We start from the raw sequence: 15,085 nt of genomic DNA on the forward strand, positions 1-15,085 counted from the left end.
CCCCCTGCATGGCACTCAGTGCCACACTCGGGGGATGATCATACGAGCGAACGGTGCGACGGATCAGGCTTGGGCGGCGCTCGGCGGGGACCCCGCCCTGACCGCCGCCGTCGGGTGCACCGGCCCCGGCGCCGTGCTCCAAGCCCGGCTTCCCGTACGGGAGATGGCCCGCTCGGCCGTCGCGGTCTGCGCCCTGGCCGCCGCCGAACTGCTCGCCGCGCGGCGGGGCGGCGGCCCGCTCCCGGCCGTGCGCGTCGACGACGGCGCCGTGGCCACGGCGTTCACCAGCGAACGCCATGTGCGCCTCGACGGCCGCGCGGCCACGTCCTTCGCCCCGCTCTCCCGCTTCTGGCAGACCGCAGAAGGCGGTTGGCTGCGCACCCACGCCAACTACCCCCACCACCGCGCCCGCCTCCTCGCCGTGCTCGGCGTGCCGGACTCCGGCGGCGACGAGGCCGTCGCGGCCCGCGTCGCCGCCGAACTGGCCACGCGGGAGGCCGCACAGGTGGAGGAGGAGGTGTACGCGGCCGGGGGACTCGCCGTGGCCGTGCGCACCCCGGGGGAGTGGGCCGCCCACCCGCACGGCTCGGTCGTGGCCTCGAACCCCCTGGTCCGGCTTGAGCGGATCGCCGAGGGACCCGTGCGCGAGCGCCGCATCCCCTCCGGCGCGCTGCCCGCCGAGGGCCTGCGCGTGCTCGACCTCACCCGGGTCCTCGCCGGGCCCGTCGCCACCCGCACCCTCGCCCTGCTCGGCGCGGACGTCCTGCGCATCGACTCGCCGTCCCTGCCCGAGAGCCAGGACGCGCACAACGACACCGGCATGGGCAAGCGTTCCGCCGTACTCGACCTCGCCCGCCCCTCCGACCGGGCCGTCCTCGACGAACTCCTCGCCACCGCCGACGCCGTGGTGACCGGCTACCGGCCCGGCGCGCTCGACCGCTACGGGCTCTCCCCGCAGGCCCTGGCCGAGCGGCGGCCGGGCCTGGTCGTCGGCCAGGTGAGCGCGTGGGGCGACCACGGGCCCTGGGGCGGGCGGCGCGGCTTCGACAGCATCGTCCAGGCCGCCTGCGGCATCGCCCTCACCCAGGCCGGCCCCGACGGGCGCCCCGGCGCACTGCCTGCCCAGGCCCTCGACCACGGCACCGGCTACCTGCTCGCGGCCGCCGTGCTGCGCGCCGTCACCCGGCAGCACACGGAGGGCGGCACCCACCTGGCCCGGCTCTCGCTCGCCCGCACGGCGGCGTGGCTGACGCAGGACGTGCCGCAGGACACCCCGCCGCACGCCGACGCCGACGCGTACGAGCCGGGCCCCTGGCTGACCGAACGGACGGGACCCCTGGGGACGTTGCGGTACGCCCTGCCGCCGGTGGCCTTCGCGGGCGGCCCGCGGGACTGGGCACGGCCCGCCGGGCGGTGGGGAGCGGACGCGGCAGCCTGGCTCTAGGGGGTGTCACCCCACCGGCTTGCGGTCCACGTACTCGAACACCGAGCCGTCGGGGTGACGGGCCACCAGATTGCGCCCGATGGGCGTCGGCACCGGGCCCGCGATGATCTCCGCCCCTACTGCCCGGAGGTCCGCGAGCGCCTCGTCGACGTCCGTCACGGCCACGGTCGCCGTGATCTTCCGCAGGACGGACAGCTCGGCCTCCGGGCCGCTCATCAGGAAGAAGCAGCCGACCGCGGCGACCGACACCCCGCCGCGCCGGAAGCGCAGCGCCTCGGCCCCGGTCAGCCGTTCGTACACCGCGATCGCCTGGTCCAGATCACCGACGCAGACCCGTAGCGAAGTTCCCAGAATGTTCATGAAGGCCAGGCTAGTTGGGGATCACCGCCCGGGTCACCGGGGCCGGAGGATCACACCCGGCAGAGCAGCTCGCCGTTGAGCACGGCGAACCACGCGTCCTCGCACCGGCCCCACTCCCGCCAGGCCGCGGCGATCGCGGTCAGCCGTGCTTGGTCGGCGTGGCCGCCCTCGATCGCGTGGCGGGCGTACGGGGAGGCGAGGGTGCGGTCCGCCCACAGGCCGCTCCACCAGGCGCGCTGCTCGGGACCGGTGTAGCACCATGCGCTCGCGGTGGCCGTGACGTCGGTCAGACCCGCCTGCCGGGCCCAGGAGAACAGCCGGCTGCCGGCGTCCGGCTCCCCGCCGCCGGCCCGGGCGACGTCGGCATACAGCCGTTGCCAGTCGTCCAGGCCGGGCACGTGCGGGTACCAGGTCATGGCGGTGTAGACGACGTCGCGGACGGCGACGATCCCGCCCGGCCGGCACACCCGGCGCATCTCGCGCAGCGCGCCCACCGGATCGGTGAGGTACTGGAGCACCTGGTGGGCGTGCACGACGTCGAAGGAGCCGTCCGGGAAGTCCAGCGCCCGCACGTCGCCCGTGGTGAAGTCGACGTTGGATAGGCCGCGTTCGCGGGCGGTCGCCCGGGCCGGGGCGAGCACGTCACCGGCCGCGTCGAGGCCCGTCACCCGGCCCTGCGGCACCCGGGCGGCCAGATCGGCCGTGATGCTGCCCGGCCCGCAGCCGATGTCCAGGATCCGCTGATCGGGCTTCAGCTCGGGCAGCAGGTAGGCGGCGGAGTCCGCGGCCCTGCGCCTGCCGTGGGAGCGCAGCACGGACTCGTGGTGGCCGTGGATGTAGACGGCGGCCCGGCCCGGCCCGCCGGGCCCTTTCCGCTCTTCCGGTTCCTCGGGCATGGTGGTCCCTTCGGTCCGTGACGATCCGTCGTGAAGTCGTGAAGTGCCCCTTGCAGCGCTCTTCCAGCGTACGCAGCGATCTCGAATCGCGAGAGTCCCGTCTTGCCATCCGGGACGGGCCGTCACCCGCCCGCCCGTGTCGGGCCCGCCGCGCACCCCATGATCTGCGAAGGTGGACGGAAGACCGGCGCGGCACGGAGGTGGGTACGGATGCGACAGCGCCCTCCCGCGCCCCCCGCCCTCCCGGCCCCGGAGCCGGGCCTCCCCGTCCTCCCGGAACTCGCCGCGCGCCTCGCGGAGACGGCCCGGCGCGCCGGCCCCGAGCCGGTCGGCGGCGGGCCGGAGCTGCGCTCGGCCGCCGCCGGCTACTGGGCCCGCCGCGGGCTGCCCACCGACCCCGGGCACGTCGTCGCGGCCCCCGGCGGCGAGCCCCTGCTGCTGGCCCTGCTCGCCTCGGCCGGCGGCGAGGTCCTGCTGACCCGGCCCTGCGCCCCCTGGTACGCGCCGCTCGCCCGGCTCGCCGGGCGGCTCGCCTGCCCGGTGGCCGTACCGGCCGAGTGCGGCGGCGTCCCCGACCCGTTCGCCCTGCTGGAGACCGTGCGCAGGATCCGCGCCGAGGGCGGGCGGCCGCGCTTCCTCGTCCTCTCCGTCGCCGACGACACCACCGGCACCGTCGCCCCGCCGGAGATCCTGCACGAGGTCTGCGAGGCCGCCGCCGCCGAGGAGCTGACCGTCGTCAGCGACGAGACCTGGCGCGACACCGTCCATGAGCCGCACGCCACCGTCTTCGTCAGCCCCGCCGAGATGTACCCCGACCGCGTTGTCGTCCTCACCGACCTCGGCGGCGCCCTCACCCCTGCCGCCTGGCCCGCCGCCGTCGCCCGCTTCCCGGCCGGCGGCCCCGGCCCCGCCCTGCGCGCGCGGGCCGGCTCCGTCCTCACCGCCCTGCGGGCCGAACTGCCGCCCCCCGTCGCCGCCGTCGCGAGCCTCGCCCTGACCGAGCCCGAGGCCGTGCGCACCCGCAACGCCGCCGCGGCCCGGCTGTACGGAGTGCTGGGCACGGCAGCCCGGGAGCGGCTGGCGGCGGCCGGGGTGCTGTGCCGCCCCCCGCAGACGGGCTCCCACCTCTACGCCGACCTCGGCGAGCTGCGCGACGCCCTCGCCGCCCGCGGCATCACGGATTCCGTCGAACTGGAGGCCCACTTGGGCGCGGTGCTCGGCCAGGCCGCCCTCGGTGGCCACCGCTTCGGCGACGCCCCGGACGACCTGCGGATCCGCCTCTCCACCCCGACCGCCCTCCTCGGCACCACCGACCATCAGCGGCAACACGCCCTGGACGCCGCCGACCCGCTGCGCTCCGCGGACGTCGCAGAGGCGTTGTCCACTTTTGGATCGGCGTTCAGTGAACTCGCCGGCGCCTGATCTACCGTCGGTCGGTGAGCGTGCTCCCGCGCCGCCGCGCGAGGCCGCCGCGCCCCGCACCACCCGGTTCCTGTTCCCCACGAATGGAGCCCCCAGATGACCGAACAGACCGAGCGCCCCCTCGCGGAACCGCGCCCCCCGGGCGAGATCCGCTCCTGGCCCCGGTCGTTCACCGACCGCCTCACCGCCCCGCTCCCGGGCGTACGCGCCCTGGCCCGCCTCGCCCGGGAGGGCCGCCTGCGGCCCGGCGCCGAGGCGCTGCGCGAAGTGCCCCTGCTGCCCGTCGAGCCCGCCCGGCTGCCCGCGGTCGACGCGGACTCCCTCGCCGTCACCTGGGCGGGCCACGCCAGCTGGGTGCTGAGCATCGGCGGCCTCACCGTCCTCACCGACCCCGTCTGGTCCCGCCGGATCCTCGGCACCCCGCCCCGCATCACCCCGGTCGGGGTGCCCTGGGAGGAACTGCCGCCGGTCGATGCGGTCGTCATCAGCCACAACCACTACGACCACCTCGACGCCCCCACGCTCAAGCGGCTGCCGCGCGACACCCACCTGCTGCTGCCTGCCGGGCTGGCCCGCTGGGCGCGCCGCCGCCGGTTCAGCCGGGTCACCGAACTCGACTGGTGGGAGGCGGTCGAACTGCCCGGCCCGGCCGGCCCCGTGCGCTTCGACTTCGTCCCCGCCCACCACTGGAGCAAGCGCACCCTCACCGACACCTGCCGCTCGCTGTGGGGCGGCTGGGTGCTCACCGCGCCGGGCGGGCACCGCGTGTACTTCGCGGGCGACACCGGCTACGGCTACTGGTTCGAGCGGATCGGCGAGCGCTATCCCGACATCGATGTCGCGCTGCTGCCCATCGGCGCGTACGACCCCCGCTGGATGCTGGGCCCGGTGCACACCGACCCGGAGGAGGCCGTCCAGGCCTGCCTGGACCTCGGGGCCCGGGTGATGGCCCCCATGCACTGGTCGACCTTCCTGCTCTCCGCCGAGCCCCCGCTGGAGCCGCTGCGGCGGGTGTGGGCGGCGTGGGAGGCGACGGGGCGGCCGCGGGACGAGCTGTGGGACCTGGCCGTGGGGGCGTCCAGAGTGCTCCCGTCGGTGGTCTCCCGGGTCGTGTGACAGCGGTCCGGGACGGTCCCGTGCCCCGCCCGCTCACCTGCTCCAGGTGAAGGTGAACCGGTTGGCGCCGTGGCTGGTGCAGGTGAGGAAGGAGGGGAAGCGGCTGGCCCGGGTGTCCAGGCCGACGACACCGGACAGTTCGTCGTAGGTGAAGTGGACGGAGCCGTCCCCGACGGTCTCCTCCCGCCCCCCGGGATCCCTCCGGACGACCGTGATCCGCACGGGCACGCCCTCCCTGATCCCGAGGTCCCGGGCGGGGCCCGCGGGGTCCAGCCGCCCGTCGATCCCGTCCTCCGCCCGCACGAGCCGCAGGGTCAGGCCCTCCTCGCCGCTCCGCGGGACGGCGAAGTCCACGCGGACCGTCCGGCCCTTCGGCCCGTCGGGGGCGACCACCGCGAGGCTGTGGTAGCCGCCCGCGGCGACCGCGGTGACGCTCTCGCCCTCGACCGCGGCCAGGATTCCCGAGACCTGCCCGTCCGCGTCCTTCCCGGCGGCCAGCAGCCGACCGTCCGGGTCCACGGCGAGACTGTGCAGGTGACCGGCGGCGGCGAGGGCGATCCGCTGGCCCTGCGCCGCCCGCAGGATGCCCGAGACCTGGTGGTTGCCGTCCCGCCCGGCGGCCAGCAGCCGGCCCTCGGCCGTCACGGCGAGGCTCTGCAGCGCGGCGGCGGAGACGGCGACCACCTTCTGGTCCCCGGCCGCGGCGAGGATCCCGGAGACCTGCCCCTCCTCGTCGCGGCCCGCGGCGAGGAGCCGGCCGTCCGCGGTCACGGCGAGGCTGTGGAAGTCCCCGGCGGCGACGGCGATGACGGGCTCGTTCCGCACGGCCGCGAGGATGCCGGACACCTGCCCGTCGCCGTCCCAGCCCGCGGCGAGCAGCTGCCCGTAGGGGGTGACGGCCAGTGAGTGCACGGCGCCACCGGCGGCGCCGCTGACCCGCTTGTCCCGCGTGGCCGCCAGGATCCCCGACACCTGCCCGTTCTGGTCCTTGCCCGCGGCGAGCAGTCTCCCGTCCGTGGTCACGGCCAGGCTGTGGAAGCCGCCGGCGGCGACCGCCAGCACGTGCTTGCCGCCCGCCGCCGCGAGGATCCCGGACACCTGGTCGCAGTCGTCGAGCCCGGCGGCCAGCAGCCGGCCCTCGTCGCTCACCGCCAGGCTGTGGGAGTCGCCCGCCGCGACGGCCGCGACCCTGACGTCCCGGGCCGCCTCGAGGATGCCCGAGACCTGTCCGTTCCCGTCCCAGCCGGCGGCGAAGAGCTGCCCGGCCGTGTGTGCCGGTGAGGCCGGGTCGGGCTGCTGCTCGGCGAAGTGCACGGACAAGGGCCTCTCCTCCATCGCGGACGCGCTGGCATCCACGCTGGCCGCTGGCGCAGGCCCCGGCACGTGCGGTGCGGCCGGACGGGTGACGCCCGCCGCCGCGCCCCGCCTACGCGGGCGCCTCCATCACGTGCACGCGCAGCGGGAGCCCGTACACCGGGTGGGTCGTCTCGCGCTCCCACCGCATGCCCAGCTTCCGCATGAGCTGCTCGGCGGCCGCGTTGCCGACGGTGTGCACGCCGACGATGCGGGCCAGCCCGCGGTCCCGCAGGGCGAAGTCCAGCACGACCCGGGCCGCCTCCGTGGCGAACCCGCGCCCCCAGTACCCGCGCCCGAACAGCCAGCCGATTCCGACCGCGGGCAGGACCTCCGGAAGGAACCCGGGCTCGGACAGCCCGGCGCAGCCCACGAGCCGGCGGCTGATCCGCTCCTCGACCGCGAAGAGCCCGACGCCCCGTTCCTCCCACTCGCGCTCCCACGCGGCGATCCCCGCCGCGGTCTGCGCGCGGTCGTACACGGAGCCGTCGCCGATCCAACGCATCACCTCCGGGTCGGAGTTGATGGCCGCCATGGGGGCGATGTCGTCCTCGCACCAGCGGCGCAGCGTCAGTCGGGGCGTGCGGAGGCAGATGGTCATGAGGGGATCCTGCCCAGTTCCCCGGGGAATGCCACGTCCGTGCGCGGCCGTTGAGGCTGTCCCGCCCGGCGCGGGGGCCTCACTTCTTCGCGTGATCTCCGAGGTAGAACAGCAGCCATATGAAGCCGGCGATGGCGTGCGTGACGAAGACGTAGACGAGCACCCGCAGGGCCACCTGCCGCTCCGCCCACTTCTCGTTCCGCGAGCGGGCCACGGGCTGCTCGGCGCTGTCGTCGGCCATGGGGGTGCTCCTCTTCTCCGGGATCCGGGGCGCTTTCCACGAGATCCCCGGCCTTGGGAGCGACGGGCTGGAGGGCGCGATTCCAGCTGAATTCTAGCCGGTGGCGCGCGGCGCACGGCCGGGCGGACCCGGGCCTGCGGTCCGGCGGCGGAGGACGGACCATTTCCGATCGGCGGAAGTGTCGTTGATACGACTATGAATACGGCTCATGAAAGAAGGGGGCGGTGCCCGGGGGGAGTGCGCTACCGGCGCGCGCAGCCGAAAGCGCTCCCCCTGCCCGCTCCAAGCCATCGGTCATTCGACCATGGCCGGAAAGTTTGCACCGGCCGGAGAACCGGGCACACCGAGGTGGTGTCTGCCACGGCGGCCGCATCACCGGTAGAGCGGCACATCAGGACAGTCCGCCAGGGCGTGCGAAATCCCCGGAGAAGGTGCGATGCCGAAATTTAGAACAAAGCTGAAATGGCGGAGTCTCCTCGTTTCCGTCATCGGGGTCCTGCCGCCGGGACTGACGTTCTTCCTCGGAACGCAGCAGGCCGCGGCGGAGGGCATCGAGCAGGCGGCCTACATTGTGCTGGGCACCGCGTCGGCCATTGTTTCCCCCATTCTCCTGAAGCGGACCCTCCGTGCCGCCGAGAAGATCGAGGACGAGGCGGTGCTGGCCGCGGTCTTCGACACCCTCGGCGTCATGGTCACCAAGCCCGCCGAGGCCAAGGAGCGCGTGGGCGGGGTGCTCGACCGGGCGACCAGCACCATGGCGGGGAAGGCGGGCTCGAGCGCGCGCTGTGCGTTCTACTCCCTGGATGGCCAGGGACGATGCTTCAAGCTGGAGTCGGTATCGGGTGATTTCGGCAATATCCCGAAGACCTTCGACGAGGAATCCAAAGCGGGTCGCGATCTCTTCTACGCCCTGCGGAACAACGAGATCGTCTATACCGACGACAATCAGAACGCCAATGGGAATCTCAGCGTCAGCCTGGGCGACGGACACCGGTCGACGATCGTCGCCCCGGTCTATGCGGGCGACGAGCCCCAGGGCGTCCTGATCATCGATGCCCCGAAACCGGGCGCGCTTTCCAAGGCGAAAGTCCGGGATTCGCTGGTGCGGGTCGCCGCACGCATGCTGGGAACCGCACAGGCTCTCGGCTGTCCCGGCACCGGCGTCCCGAACCTTCCGCCCCAGCGCGAAGGCGAGCAAGCGGGTGACGATACCTCGGCCAAAGGGTAGTGACAGCCATGACGACGCGAAGCGAGCGAATGCCTCGCGAAATCCGTACAGTTGACGGGCGACCGGGCGTCGGCGATCCAGTTGGGGGAAGCGGAATGAACGTGCGAGAAGGCGTGATCACCGAATCGGGGCGACGCTGGATAGCAGGCAAGGAGACCAGCGACGAGTACTTCTCCAAGGTGCGGCGATCGGCGGCCACGCCGCCCGGCCTCGGCATACTGGGGCGGATCGTGGCGACCTCGCTGGGCGTGGTCAGGCGCCTCGGGCGGCACTGACCGCCGGAGCACGGGGCGGTACGGCTCCGGACCGGCCCCCGCGCGGGCCCTGTGCGTGCCGGGTCCCCGAGGCTCCCCTAGCCGGGCGGCGCCTCGGGCACCGGAGTCAGCTTCACCGTCTTGTCCTCGCTGCCGCTGGCCAGCCACCGCCCGTCCGGGCTGACGGCCACGGCGAAGACCGTGCTCCCGTGCTGGACCCGCAGCAGACGATTGCCGTCCCGCGTGTCCCAGACCACGGCGGTGCGGTCCGCGCCGGCGGCGGCGAGCCAGCGGCCCCCGGGGCCGAAGACCAGGTCCTTGACGGCGCCGCCGTGCCGGACCAGCAGGATCTGGTGCCCGGTGCCCGCGTTCCAGAGGCGGACGCTGCCGTCGTCGCCGCCCGTCGCCAGCCGTAGCCCGTCCGGGCTGAAGGCCAGGGCCCTGACGCCGTGGTTGTGCCGGATCCGCAGCAGCGCGTCGCCGTTCAGCGTCCACAGCCGGGCCGAGCGGTCGCCGCAGGCGGTGGCCAGCCGCTGCCCGTCCGGGGCGAACGCGACGTCCGACACCACCTGGTCGTGCCGGATGCGCAGCATCGGCTCCCCGCTGACGGCGTCCCACAGCCGCACCGTCCGGTCCGCCGAGGCCGTGGCGAGGCGCCGGCCGTCGGGCCCGAACGCCACCGCCGTGACCACGTGGTCGTGGCGCAGCACCAGCAGCTGGTCCCCGGAGTCCCCCCACACCCGGGCCGTGCCGTCCGCGCTGCCGGTGGCCAGCCGCCGCCCGTCCGGGCTGAACGCACAGGAGGAGACCGCCGAGAGCCAGCCGCCGACGGGCTGCTCCCAGATCCGGTTGCCCGTCTCGGCGTCCCAGATCCGCACCCACTTGCGGGAGCCCGTGGCCAGTTGGCGGCCGTCGGGGTGGAAGGCCACCGAGTGGATCCACTGCCCGGTGGCCAGCACCCGGGAGGTGATCCCCGCGGGCGGGGGCCCCGGGGCGGGCGGCACGGGTGCCGGTTCCGGCGGCGAGGATGGCGATGGTGGCGGCGGGTCGTCCGCCGGGGGCGCCAGGTCGAAGAGCCGGGCGCCGCCCCCGCGCAGGTACAGCACCGGGGTGGCCCATTCCAGGCTGTCGTCCTTGTCCACGACCAGGGCGACCCGCCCGATCCGGACGGCCTCCTCCACGGACCGGTCGAGCGCCACCGCCTGATAGAAGGAGGCCGCGAAGCGGGCCGCCGCCTTGTCGGTGACGGCGAACTGCATGGCGACGACCGCCGGCACCGTGCGCACCAGCACGGCCGCGGTGCTGGAGAACAAGTCGTCGGCACTGCCCATGCCGCTCTGGCAGCTGTTGAGCACCACCAGCCGGGGTCTGGGTCTCGCCACGCTGATGAGCGCCCCCAGCGCGGTGGCGTGCAGCAGGTGCTCCGCGCCGCGCTCGTCGGCCAGGGCGATCATGCCCTCCTGCCGGGCCGGGTCGTATGCGCCGTGCCCGATGAAGTGGAGGACGTGACAGCCCTGGAGCAGCCGCCGGCGCAGGTCCTCCGCCGTCTGGCCGGTCACCCAGTCCAGCCGTACCAGGCCCCGCTCGACCAGCGGCCGCAGCGCGAGCGCCAGGCCCGCCCGCTCGCCCTCGGCGTCCAGCGGCTCCCGGGTGCCCGGCAGCGAGGTCATGCCCAGCACCCGCAGCGGCGGATCGGCGCGCAGCGGGACGACCGGTTCCGCCATGTCGACGTGCCGGACGACCGGGTCGCGCAGGCACAGATAGCCGCCCAGGTCCGCGTCGTGCAGCAGCTCCCACGGCAGCGCAGCCAGTTCGGGAGCCCGGATCCGCAGTACCACCCGCAGCGTCCCGCCGCGCTCCTCGGCCCGCTGGCGGCTGGAGAGGAACAGGCCGCGCACGTTCCCGGCGAACACGGCGCCGAACAGCTGCGCCCCCACCTCCCGGACCGGCTGCTCCAGCCCCAGCGCCGCCGCCCGCCGGGTGGCCGACGACGCGAGGACCGCCCACTGGAGGTCGGGCAGCCGGGCGCCGACGGCGTCCGGGTCGAGGTCGACGGCCACGGTCTCCTCACCGGCGGGGGAGGAGACGCTCACGGTGTACCGCCCCGCGCCCTGCCCGCCCCGCCTGCCGATCTCCAGGACGAAGTCGCCGCCGTGCCCCGCCACGGGGCATCACGACCGGGACGGCGTGCCGCCGTGCCAGGCGAGGGTGACCTGGAAGTGCGATTCCGCGCCGGCCGTGACGACCGCCCCGGCCTTGGCACCCAGTGCCACGCCGAACTCCACGGTGACCGTGTCGGGCCGCGCCGGCAGCCCCGCCAGCTGGGCGACCAGGTTCTCGGCGACCGTGCGCACCGTGCCCAGGGCGGCCTCGAAGGTCTGCTCGGCGCGGGACAGGGCGGCCTGTGCCGACAGCCCCCGGGTCACCATGCCGTCGAAGGGGGAGCCGGTGGATTCGACCAGCACCGTGCCGCCCGATTCCAGCGGGAACTCGAAGGTGTTCATGCGCTCGCCTCGGATCAGCTCGCCTCGGATCAGACGGAGGTGCCGGAAATCGGTCCCGCGGACTTCCACCACTCCAAGAGGTTTCCATAGGACTCGGGTGCCGCCTGGGCCTCGGTCAGAATGGAGAGTTCGTCGTGGCTCCAGATGAGATGGACGTCGTCGTCCGAGCCCCGGTAGCAGAGCAGTGTGCCTTTGTGGCGCTGATTTCCGTCGGTGTATTCCTGCTTTCCGTTGAGCGGCGTGGACGGACTGCAGGAGTCGTGGTCGAACGTGTACTTGCCCTCGAGCGTGCCGAGGAATCCGTTGATGCTCACGTTGTCCACCATCTGCGCGTACGTCACCGACACGCCGCCCGTCAGATGGCACTCGGCGATGGCGACCACCGAGCCGGTGTACTTCGAGGCGTCCCCGTCCCGGCAGCCGCTCCGGATGGCCGAGGGGATGTGGGACAGCAGATCGGCCGTCTTCCCGCTGCCGCCGGGCGGCGGGACCGTGGCCCCGGCGGCCGGGGGCGCCGCCGGGGGAGGGGAGCCCGGCGGTGGCGCCGGGGCGGCGGGGGAGGAGGCGGGCGGGGCGCCGGGCGCGACCCCGTTGCCGCTGTCGGACGACTTGCCGCCCTGGGACGACTTGCCCGCGACCGGCGCCGGCCCGTTCCTGTGATCGGCCGACGCCCGCCCCGGCTGCCCGGTGACCAGGAACACGATGCTGGTCGTCACCAGCCCGGCGCCCAGCAGGGCGGCCGTCGAGCGAATGAGCGGGCTGATCCGTGGAAAGGAGATTTCACGGATCGCGAATCCGCTGCCGAGCAGCGAGACCAGGACCATCAGGCCGCCGAAGACGAAAAGAATGATCGATATCGAGTTGGGCATGTCTCCCCCCGAGCTGCCGTTCCGCACCCCCATCGGGCCGCCAACGCTATAAGAAGTCTCGGGAATTCCGTCGCGCAAAGAACCAGCCCTGCGTCGGTTCACCACTTCGCGCCCCCCGTGTTCGTGTTCGTGGCGCGAGGGAAATCGAGGGGGCCGTGCTGCGGCTGCCGGTCACCGGGAAAGCAGGAATGAGGGAGGGCGGGACTTTTCGGCATATGGGAGCACCGGCGGCCGGGCGGGGTGCCCGCGGGCCCGTACGCCTGCCCACACCAGCTCCCGCGATCCGCATCCGCACCCGCGATCCGCACCCGCTTCGGCACTCCCTCCGGCGGCGGTCCGCGTGCGGAATCCCGAGATCGGCTTCCGGCGGACGAATCACGGTCGCCGCCCCGGATGCCCGCACCTTTTACGGTCGGCGGGCGGGCTCCGCGGGACAAAAAATTCGGATTTTGCGCCGCGCCGTGCAGGCCTCACCATGTCCAGTCGCACAGCTCTGCGCCACCCGCGCAGACATGTGTAGTCGCACGAGAACCGGCGACCTGCCCGCAGGACGAGAGGCGCACCACCCCATGCACGACACCGACGGCACGCAGAGCCGCCGTTTCGGACTACCCACGGCCACCACGCTGGTCATGGGCAACATCATCGGCGGCGGCATCTTCCTGCTGCCCGCCTCCGTGGCCCCCTTCGGCACCGTCAGCCTGGTCGCCTTCGGCGTGCTGACGATCGGCGCGATCGCGCTGGCCCTGGTCTTCGGCCGGCTGGCCGAGCGCCATCCGCACACGGGTGGCCCGTACGTCTACGCCCGCGCCGCCTTCGGCGACTTCGCCGGGTTCCTGTCGGCCTGGTCGTACTGGACCATGACCTGGGTGAGCAACGCGGCCCTCGCCGTGGCCGGTGTCGGCTACCTCCACGTGGTGACCGGGCACAGCGGCTCGATGGCCGAGGACCTGACCGTGGCCCTGCTGCTGATCTGGCTCCCGGCCCTGGCGAACTTCGCCGGCACGCGCTGGGTGGGAGCGGTGCAGCTGGTCTCGACCGTGCTGAAGTTCATCCCGCTGCTGTTCGTGGCCGTCGTGGGGATCTTCTTCTTCGACCCGAAGAACCTCGGCTCCTTCGTCGAGGGCGGCGGCAGCTGGACCGGCGGCCTGACCGCCTCGGCCGCGATCCTGCTCTACAGCTACGTGGGCGTGGAGTCGGCGGCGATGAGCGCGGGCGAGGTCCGCGACCCCGAGCGCAACGTCGGGCGCGCGAGCGTGCTCGGCACCATCGGCGCGGCCCTGGTCTACCTGCTGGGCACGCTGTCCGTCTTCGGCACCGTGCCGCACGACAAGCTCGCGAAGTCCACGGCGCCCTTCTCGGACGCGGTCGACGTGATGTTCGGCGGGCACTGGGGCGGCACGCTGATCGCGCTCGCCGCGGTGATCTCCATTGTGGGCGCGCTCAACGGCTGGACGCTCATGAGCGCCCAGTCGCCGTACGCGGCCGCCAAGGACGGGCTGTTCCCGGCCGCCTTCGCGAAGAAGCGGCGCGGGGTGCCCACGGCGGGCGTGCTGGCCTCGACGGTCCTGGCCACGCTGCTGACGATCATCAACTATGTGTCCGGCTCGGGTGGGGTCTTCGAGATTCTGGTCCTGGTCACGACGTTCTCCGCGACGGTCCCGTACCTGCTGGCCGCGGCCGCCCAGGTGTACTTCCTGGTGAAGGGCGAGCCCGGCAAGGTCCAGCCGGTGCGGCTGACGCGCGACCTGGTGATGGCGCTCGGTGCGTTCGCCTTCTCCTTCTGGCTGGTGGCGGGGGCCGGGTACGCGGCCGTCTACCAGGGCACGCTGTTCCTCTTCGCGGGTGTCATCGTCTACGCGTGGATGGCCGCCCGGCGCGCGGCGGGGACGGCGGAGCCGGCCGAGACCCCCGAGGCCGCGCCCGAGGCCACGCCCGCGGAGGCGGAGCTGGTGGCCTGAGCCACCGGCCCGCCGGTTCGCAACTGATCCCGGTCAGGCCGTGACGCCGCCGTCCAGGACGAGTTCGGTGCCGACCGTGTAGCCCGCCTCCTCGGAGGCCAGGTGCAGCACGGCGGCCGCCACCTCGTCGGGGCTGCCGGCACGGCCGACCGGGATCTCGTGCTTCATCCGCTCGGCCTTCTCCTGCGCGGACTCGCCGGGCCGCGTGGACATCGGGGTGTCGACGGCACCCGGGCTGACGGCGTTGATCCGCACGCCGTCGCCGATGTGGTCGAGGGCCGCGCTGCGCGTGAGCGCCGAGACGGCCGCCTTGCTGGTGGCGTACGCGCCCACGCCGGGCCTGCGCATATGGGCGCCGAGGTTGGACGAGACGTTCACGATGGCACCGCCGCCGTGGGCCCGCATGTGACCGATCTCGAACTTCATGGACAGCCACATGCCCGTGAGGTTGGTGGTCATGGTGGTGTGCCAGTCGTCCTCGGGGATGTCCGCGACCTTGGCGGGCGGGGTGAGCGCGCCGACGTTGTTCACGGCCACGTCGAGTCCGCCGTAACGGGCCACGGTCTGCTCGACGAGGGTGCGCACGTCCTCGGAGCGGGTGACGTCGGCGGTGACCGCCGTGGCCTGCCCGCCGCCGGCCTCGATGAGCGAGACGGTCTCCTCCAGCGGCTCGGCCCGCCGCCCCGCGACGACGACCCGCGCGCCCTCACGGGCGAAGGCGACCGCGACGGCGCGGCCGATGCCGGTGCCAGCGCCGGTGACGAGGACGGTCTTGCCGGTGAAGCGAGCGGTCATGGGGTACTCCTTGCGCGTGGGTAATTTAATGAACGTTCGGT

At 73.9% G+C, this 15,085-nt stretch carries 15 protein-coding genes; 6 read left to right on the forward strand and 9 right to left on the reverse strand.

Annotated elements, in window-relative coordinates; genetic code table 11:
• Positions 1–34: 34 nt before the first annotated feature.
• Positions 35–1,444: a CoA transferase gene (locus tag AC1Z4A_RS27030; protein ID WP_483682470.1), complete on the forward strand. Its 1,410-nt coding sequence runs from the start codon at positions 35–37 to the stop codon at positions 1,442–1,444.
• Positions 1,445–1,450: 6 nt separating this feature from the next.
• On the opposite strand, the gene AC1Z4A_RS27035 is transcribed toward AC1Z4A_RS27030, so the two are convergent.
• Positions 1,451–1,804 carry a VOC family protein gene (locus AC1Z4A_RS27035; protein ID WP_483682471.1) on the reverse strand — a complete coding sequence of 118 codons (354 nt, stop codon included), beginning with the start codon at positions 1,802–1,804 and terminating at the stop codon, positions 1,451–1,453.
• A 50-nt stretch (positions 1,805–1,854) separates the two neighbouring features.
• Positions 1,855–2,700, reverse strand: a complete 846-nt coding sequence (locus AC1Z4A_RS27040; RefSeq protein ID WP_483682472.1) for a class I SAM-dependent methyltransferase — start codon at positions 2,698–2,700, stop codon at positions 1,855–1,857.
• A 210-nt stretch (positions 2,701–2,910) separates the two neighbouring features.
• Between AC1Z4A_RS27040 and AC1Z4A_RS27045 the strand changes: the two genes are divergently transcribed.
• Entirely contained in the window at positions 2,911–4,122 is a 1,212-nt protein-coding gene (locus AC1Z4A_RS27045) for an aminotransferase class I/II-fold pyridoxal phosphate-dependent enzyme (protein ID WP_483682473.1), read from the forward strand.
• Positions 4,123–4,218: 96 nt separating this feature from the next.
• Positions 4,219–5,238 carry an MBL fold metallo-hydrolase gene (locus AC1Z4A_RS27050; RefSeq protein WP_483682474.1) on the forward strand — a complete coding sequence of 340 codons (1,020 nt, stop codon included), beginning with the start codon at positions 4,219–4,221 and terminating at the stop codon, positions 5,236–5,238.
• 33 nt (positions 5,239–5,271) lie between these two features.
• On the opposite strand, the gene AC1Z4A_RS27055 is transcribed toward AC1Z4A_RS27050, so the two are convergent.
• The 3 genes from AC1Z4A_RS27055 to AC1Z4A_RS27065 form a co-directional block, all read right to left on the reverse strand.
• Positions 5,272–6,552: an RCC1 domain-containing protein gene (locus AC1Z4A_RS27055; protein WP_483683746.1), complete on the reverse strand. Its 1,281-nt coding sequence runs from the start codon at positions 6,550–6,552 to the stop codon at positions 5,272–5,274.
• 112 nt (positions 6,553–6,664) lie between these two features.
• A complete protein-coding gene (locus tag AC1Z4A_RS27060; protein ID WP_483682475.1) occupies positions 6,665–7,192 on the reverse strand; it encodes a GNAT family N-acetyltransferase in 528 nt (175 codons plus the stop codon).
• Between the two features lie 79 nt (positions 7,193–7,271).
• On the reverse strand, positions 7,272–7,433 hold the full coding sequence (locus AC1Z4A_RS27065) for a DUF6126 family protein (RefSeq protein WP_483682476.1): 162 nt from the start codon (positions 7,431–7,433) through the stop codon (positions 7,272–7,274).
• Positions 7,434–7,869: 436 nt separating this feature from the next.
• Here AC1Z4A_RS27065 and AC1Z4A_RS27070 point away from each other — a divergent pair, with 436 nt between their 5' ends.
• Both AC1Z4A_RS27070 and AC1Z4A_RS27075 read left to right on the forward strand, forming a co-directional pair.
• Complete coding sequence (locus AC1Z4A_RS27070) at positions 7,870–8,661, forward strand: GAF domain-containing protein (protein ID WP_483682477.1); 792 nt, start codon at positions 7,870–7,872, stop codon at positions 8,659–8,661.
• A gap of 95 nt (positions 8,662–8,756) precedes the next feature.
• Positions 8,757–8,936: a hypothetical protein gene (locus tag AC1Z4A_RS27075; RefSeq protein WP_483682478.1), complete on the forward strand. Its 180-nt coding sequence runs from the start codon at positions 8,757–8,759 to the stop codon at positions 8,934–8,936.
• A gap of 77 nt (positions 8,937–9,013) precedes the next feature.
• On the opposite strand, the gene AC1Z4A_RS27080 is transcribed toward AC1Z4A_RS27075, so the two are convergent.
• Genes AC1Z4A_RS27080 through AC1Z4A_RS27090 form a run of 3 tightly spaced genes read right to left on the reverse strand, consistent with a single transcriptional unit; the run spans position 9,014 to position 12,288 of the window.
• Complete coding sequence (locus tag AC1Z4A_RS27080) at positions 9,014–11,080, reverse strand: CHAT domain-containing protein (RefSeq protein ID WP_483682479.1); 2,067 nt, start codon at positions 11,078–11,080, stop codon at positions 9,014–9,016.
• Between the two features lie 6 nt (positions 11,081–11,086).
• The gene (locus AC1Z4A_RS27085; RefSeq protein ID WP_483682480.1) at positions 11,087–11,419 is read right to left on the reverse strand and encodes a CU044_2847 family protein; all 333 of its coding nucleotides are present in this window, start codon (positions 11,417–11,419) and stop codon (positions 11,087–11,089) included.
• Between the two features lie 29 nt (positions 11,420–11,448).
• Complete coding sequence (locus AC1Z4A_RS27090) at positions 11,449–12,288, reverse strand: hypothetical protein (protein ID WP_483682481.1); 840 nt, start codon at positions 12,286–12,288, stop codon at positions 11,449–11,451.
• A gap of 569 nt (positions 12,289–12,857) precedes the next feature.
• Here AC1Z4A_RS27090 and AC1Z4A_RS27095 point away from each other — a divergent pair.
• Positions 12,858–14,249, forward strand: a complete 1,392-nt coding sequence (locus AC1Z4A_RS27095; protein WP_483682482.1) for an amino acid permease — start codon at positions 12,858–12,860, stop codon at positions 14,247–14,249.
• 33 nt (positions 14,250–14,282) lie between these two features.
• Here the strand turns inward: AC1Z4A_RS27095 and AC1Z4A_RS27100 are convergent, their stop codons facing one another.
• Entirely contained in the window at positions 14,283–15,044 is a 762-nt protein-coding gene (locus AC1Z4A_RS27100; protein ID WP_483682483.1) for an SDR family NAD(P)-dependent oxidoreductase, read from the reverse strand.
• Positions 15,045–15,085: the final 41 nt, after the last annotated feature.

It is taken from the genome of Streptomyces sp. 17_S59 (assembly GCF_056930295.1).

Excerpts from the sequence above, each read along its gene's own strand:
- AC1Z4A_RS27030 (WP_483682470.1), top strand. The coding sequence starts at position 35 with ATGATCATACGAGCGAACGGTGCGACGGATCAGGCTTGGGCGGCGCTC.
- AC1Z4A_RS27050 (WP_483682474.1), top strand. The coding sequence starts at position 4,219 with ATGACCGAACAGACCGAGCGCCCCCTCGCGGAACCGCGCCCCCCGGGC.
- AC1Z4A_RS27060 (WP_483682475.1), bottom strand. The coding sequence starts at position 7,192 with ATGACCATCTGCCTCCGCACGCCCCGACTGACGCTGCGCCGCTGGTGC.
- AC1Z4A_RS27040 (WP_483682472.1), bottom strand. The coding sequence starts at position 2,700 with ATGCCCGAGGAACCGGAAGAGCGGAAAGGGCCCGGCGGGCCGGGCCGG.
- AC1Z4A_RS27100 (WP_483682483.1), bottom strand. The coding sequence starts at position 15,044 with ATGACCGCTCGCTTCACCGGCAAGACCGTCCTCGTCACCGGCGCTGGC.
- AC1Z4A_RS27090 (WP_483682481.1), bottom strand. The coding sequence starts at position 12,288 with ATGCCCAACTCGATATCGATCATTCTTTTCGTCTTCGGCGGCCTGATG.
- AC1Z4A_RS27045 (WP_483682473.1), top strand. The coding sequence starts at position 2,911 with ATGCGACAGCGCCCTCCCGCGCCCCCCGCCCTCCCGGCCCCGGAGCCG.
- AC1Z4A_RS27075 (WP_483682478.1), top strand. The coding sequence starts at position 8,757 with ATGAACGTGCGAGAAGGCGTGATCACCGAATCGGGGCGACGCTGGATA.
- AC1Z4A_RS27085 (WP_483682480.1), bottom strand. The coding sequence starts at position 11,419 with ATGAACACCTTCGAGTTCCCGCTGGAATCGGGCGGCACGGTGCTGGTC.
- AC1Z4A_RS27035 (WP_483682471.1), bottom strand. The coding sequence starts at position 1,804 with ATGAACATTCTGGGAACTTCGCTACGGGTCTGCGTCGGTGATCTGGAC.
- AC1Z4A_RS27065 (WP_483682476.1), bottom strand. The coding sequence starts at position 7,433 with ATGGCCGACGACAGCGCCGAGCAGCCCGTGGCCCGCTCGCGGAACGAG.
- AC1Z4A_RS27095 (WP_483682482.1), top strand. The coding sequence starts at position 12,858 with ATGCACGACACCGACGGCACGCAGAGCCGCCGTTTCGGACTACCCACG.
- AC1Z4A_RS27070 (WP_483682477.1), top strand. The coding sequence starts at position 7,870 with ATGCCGAAATTTAGAACAAAGCTGAAATGGCGGAGTCTCCTCGTTTCC.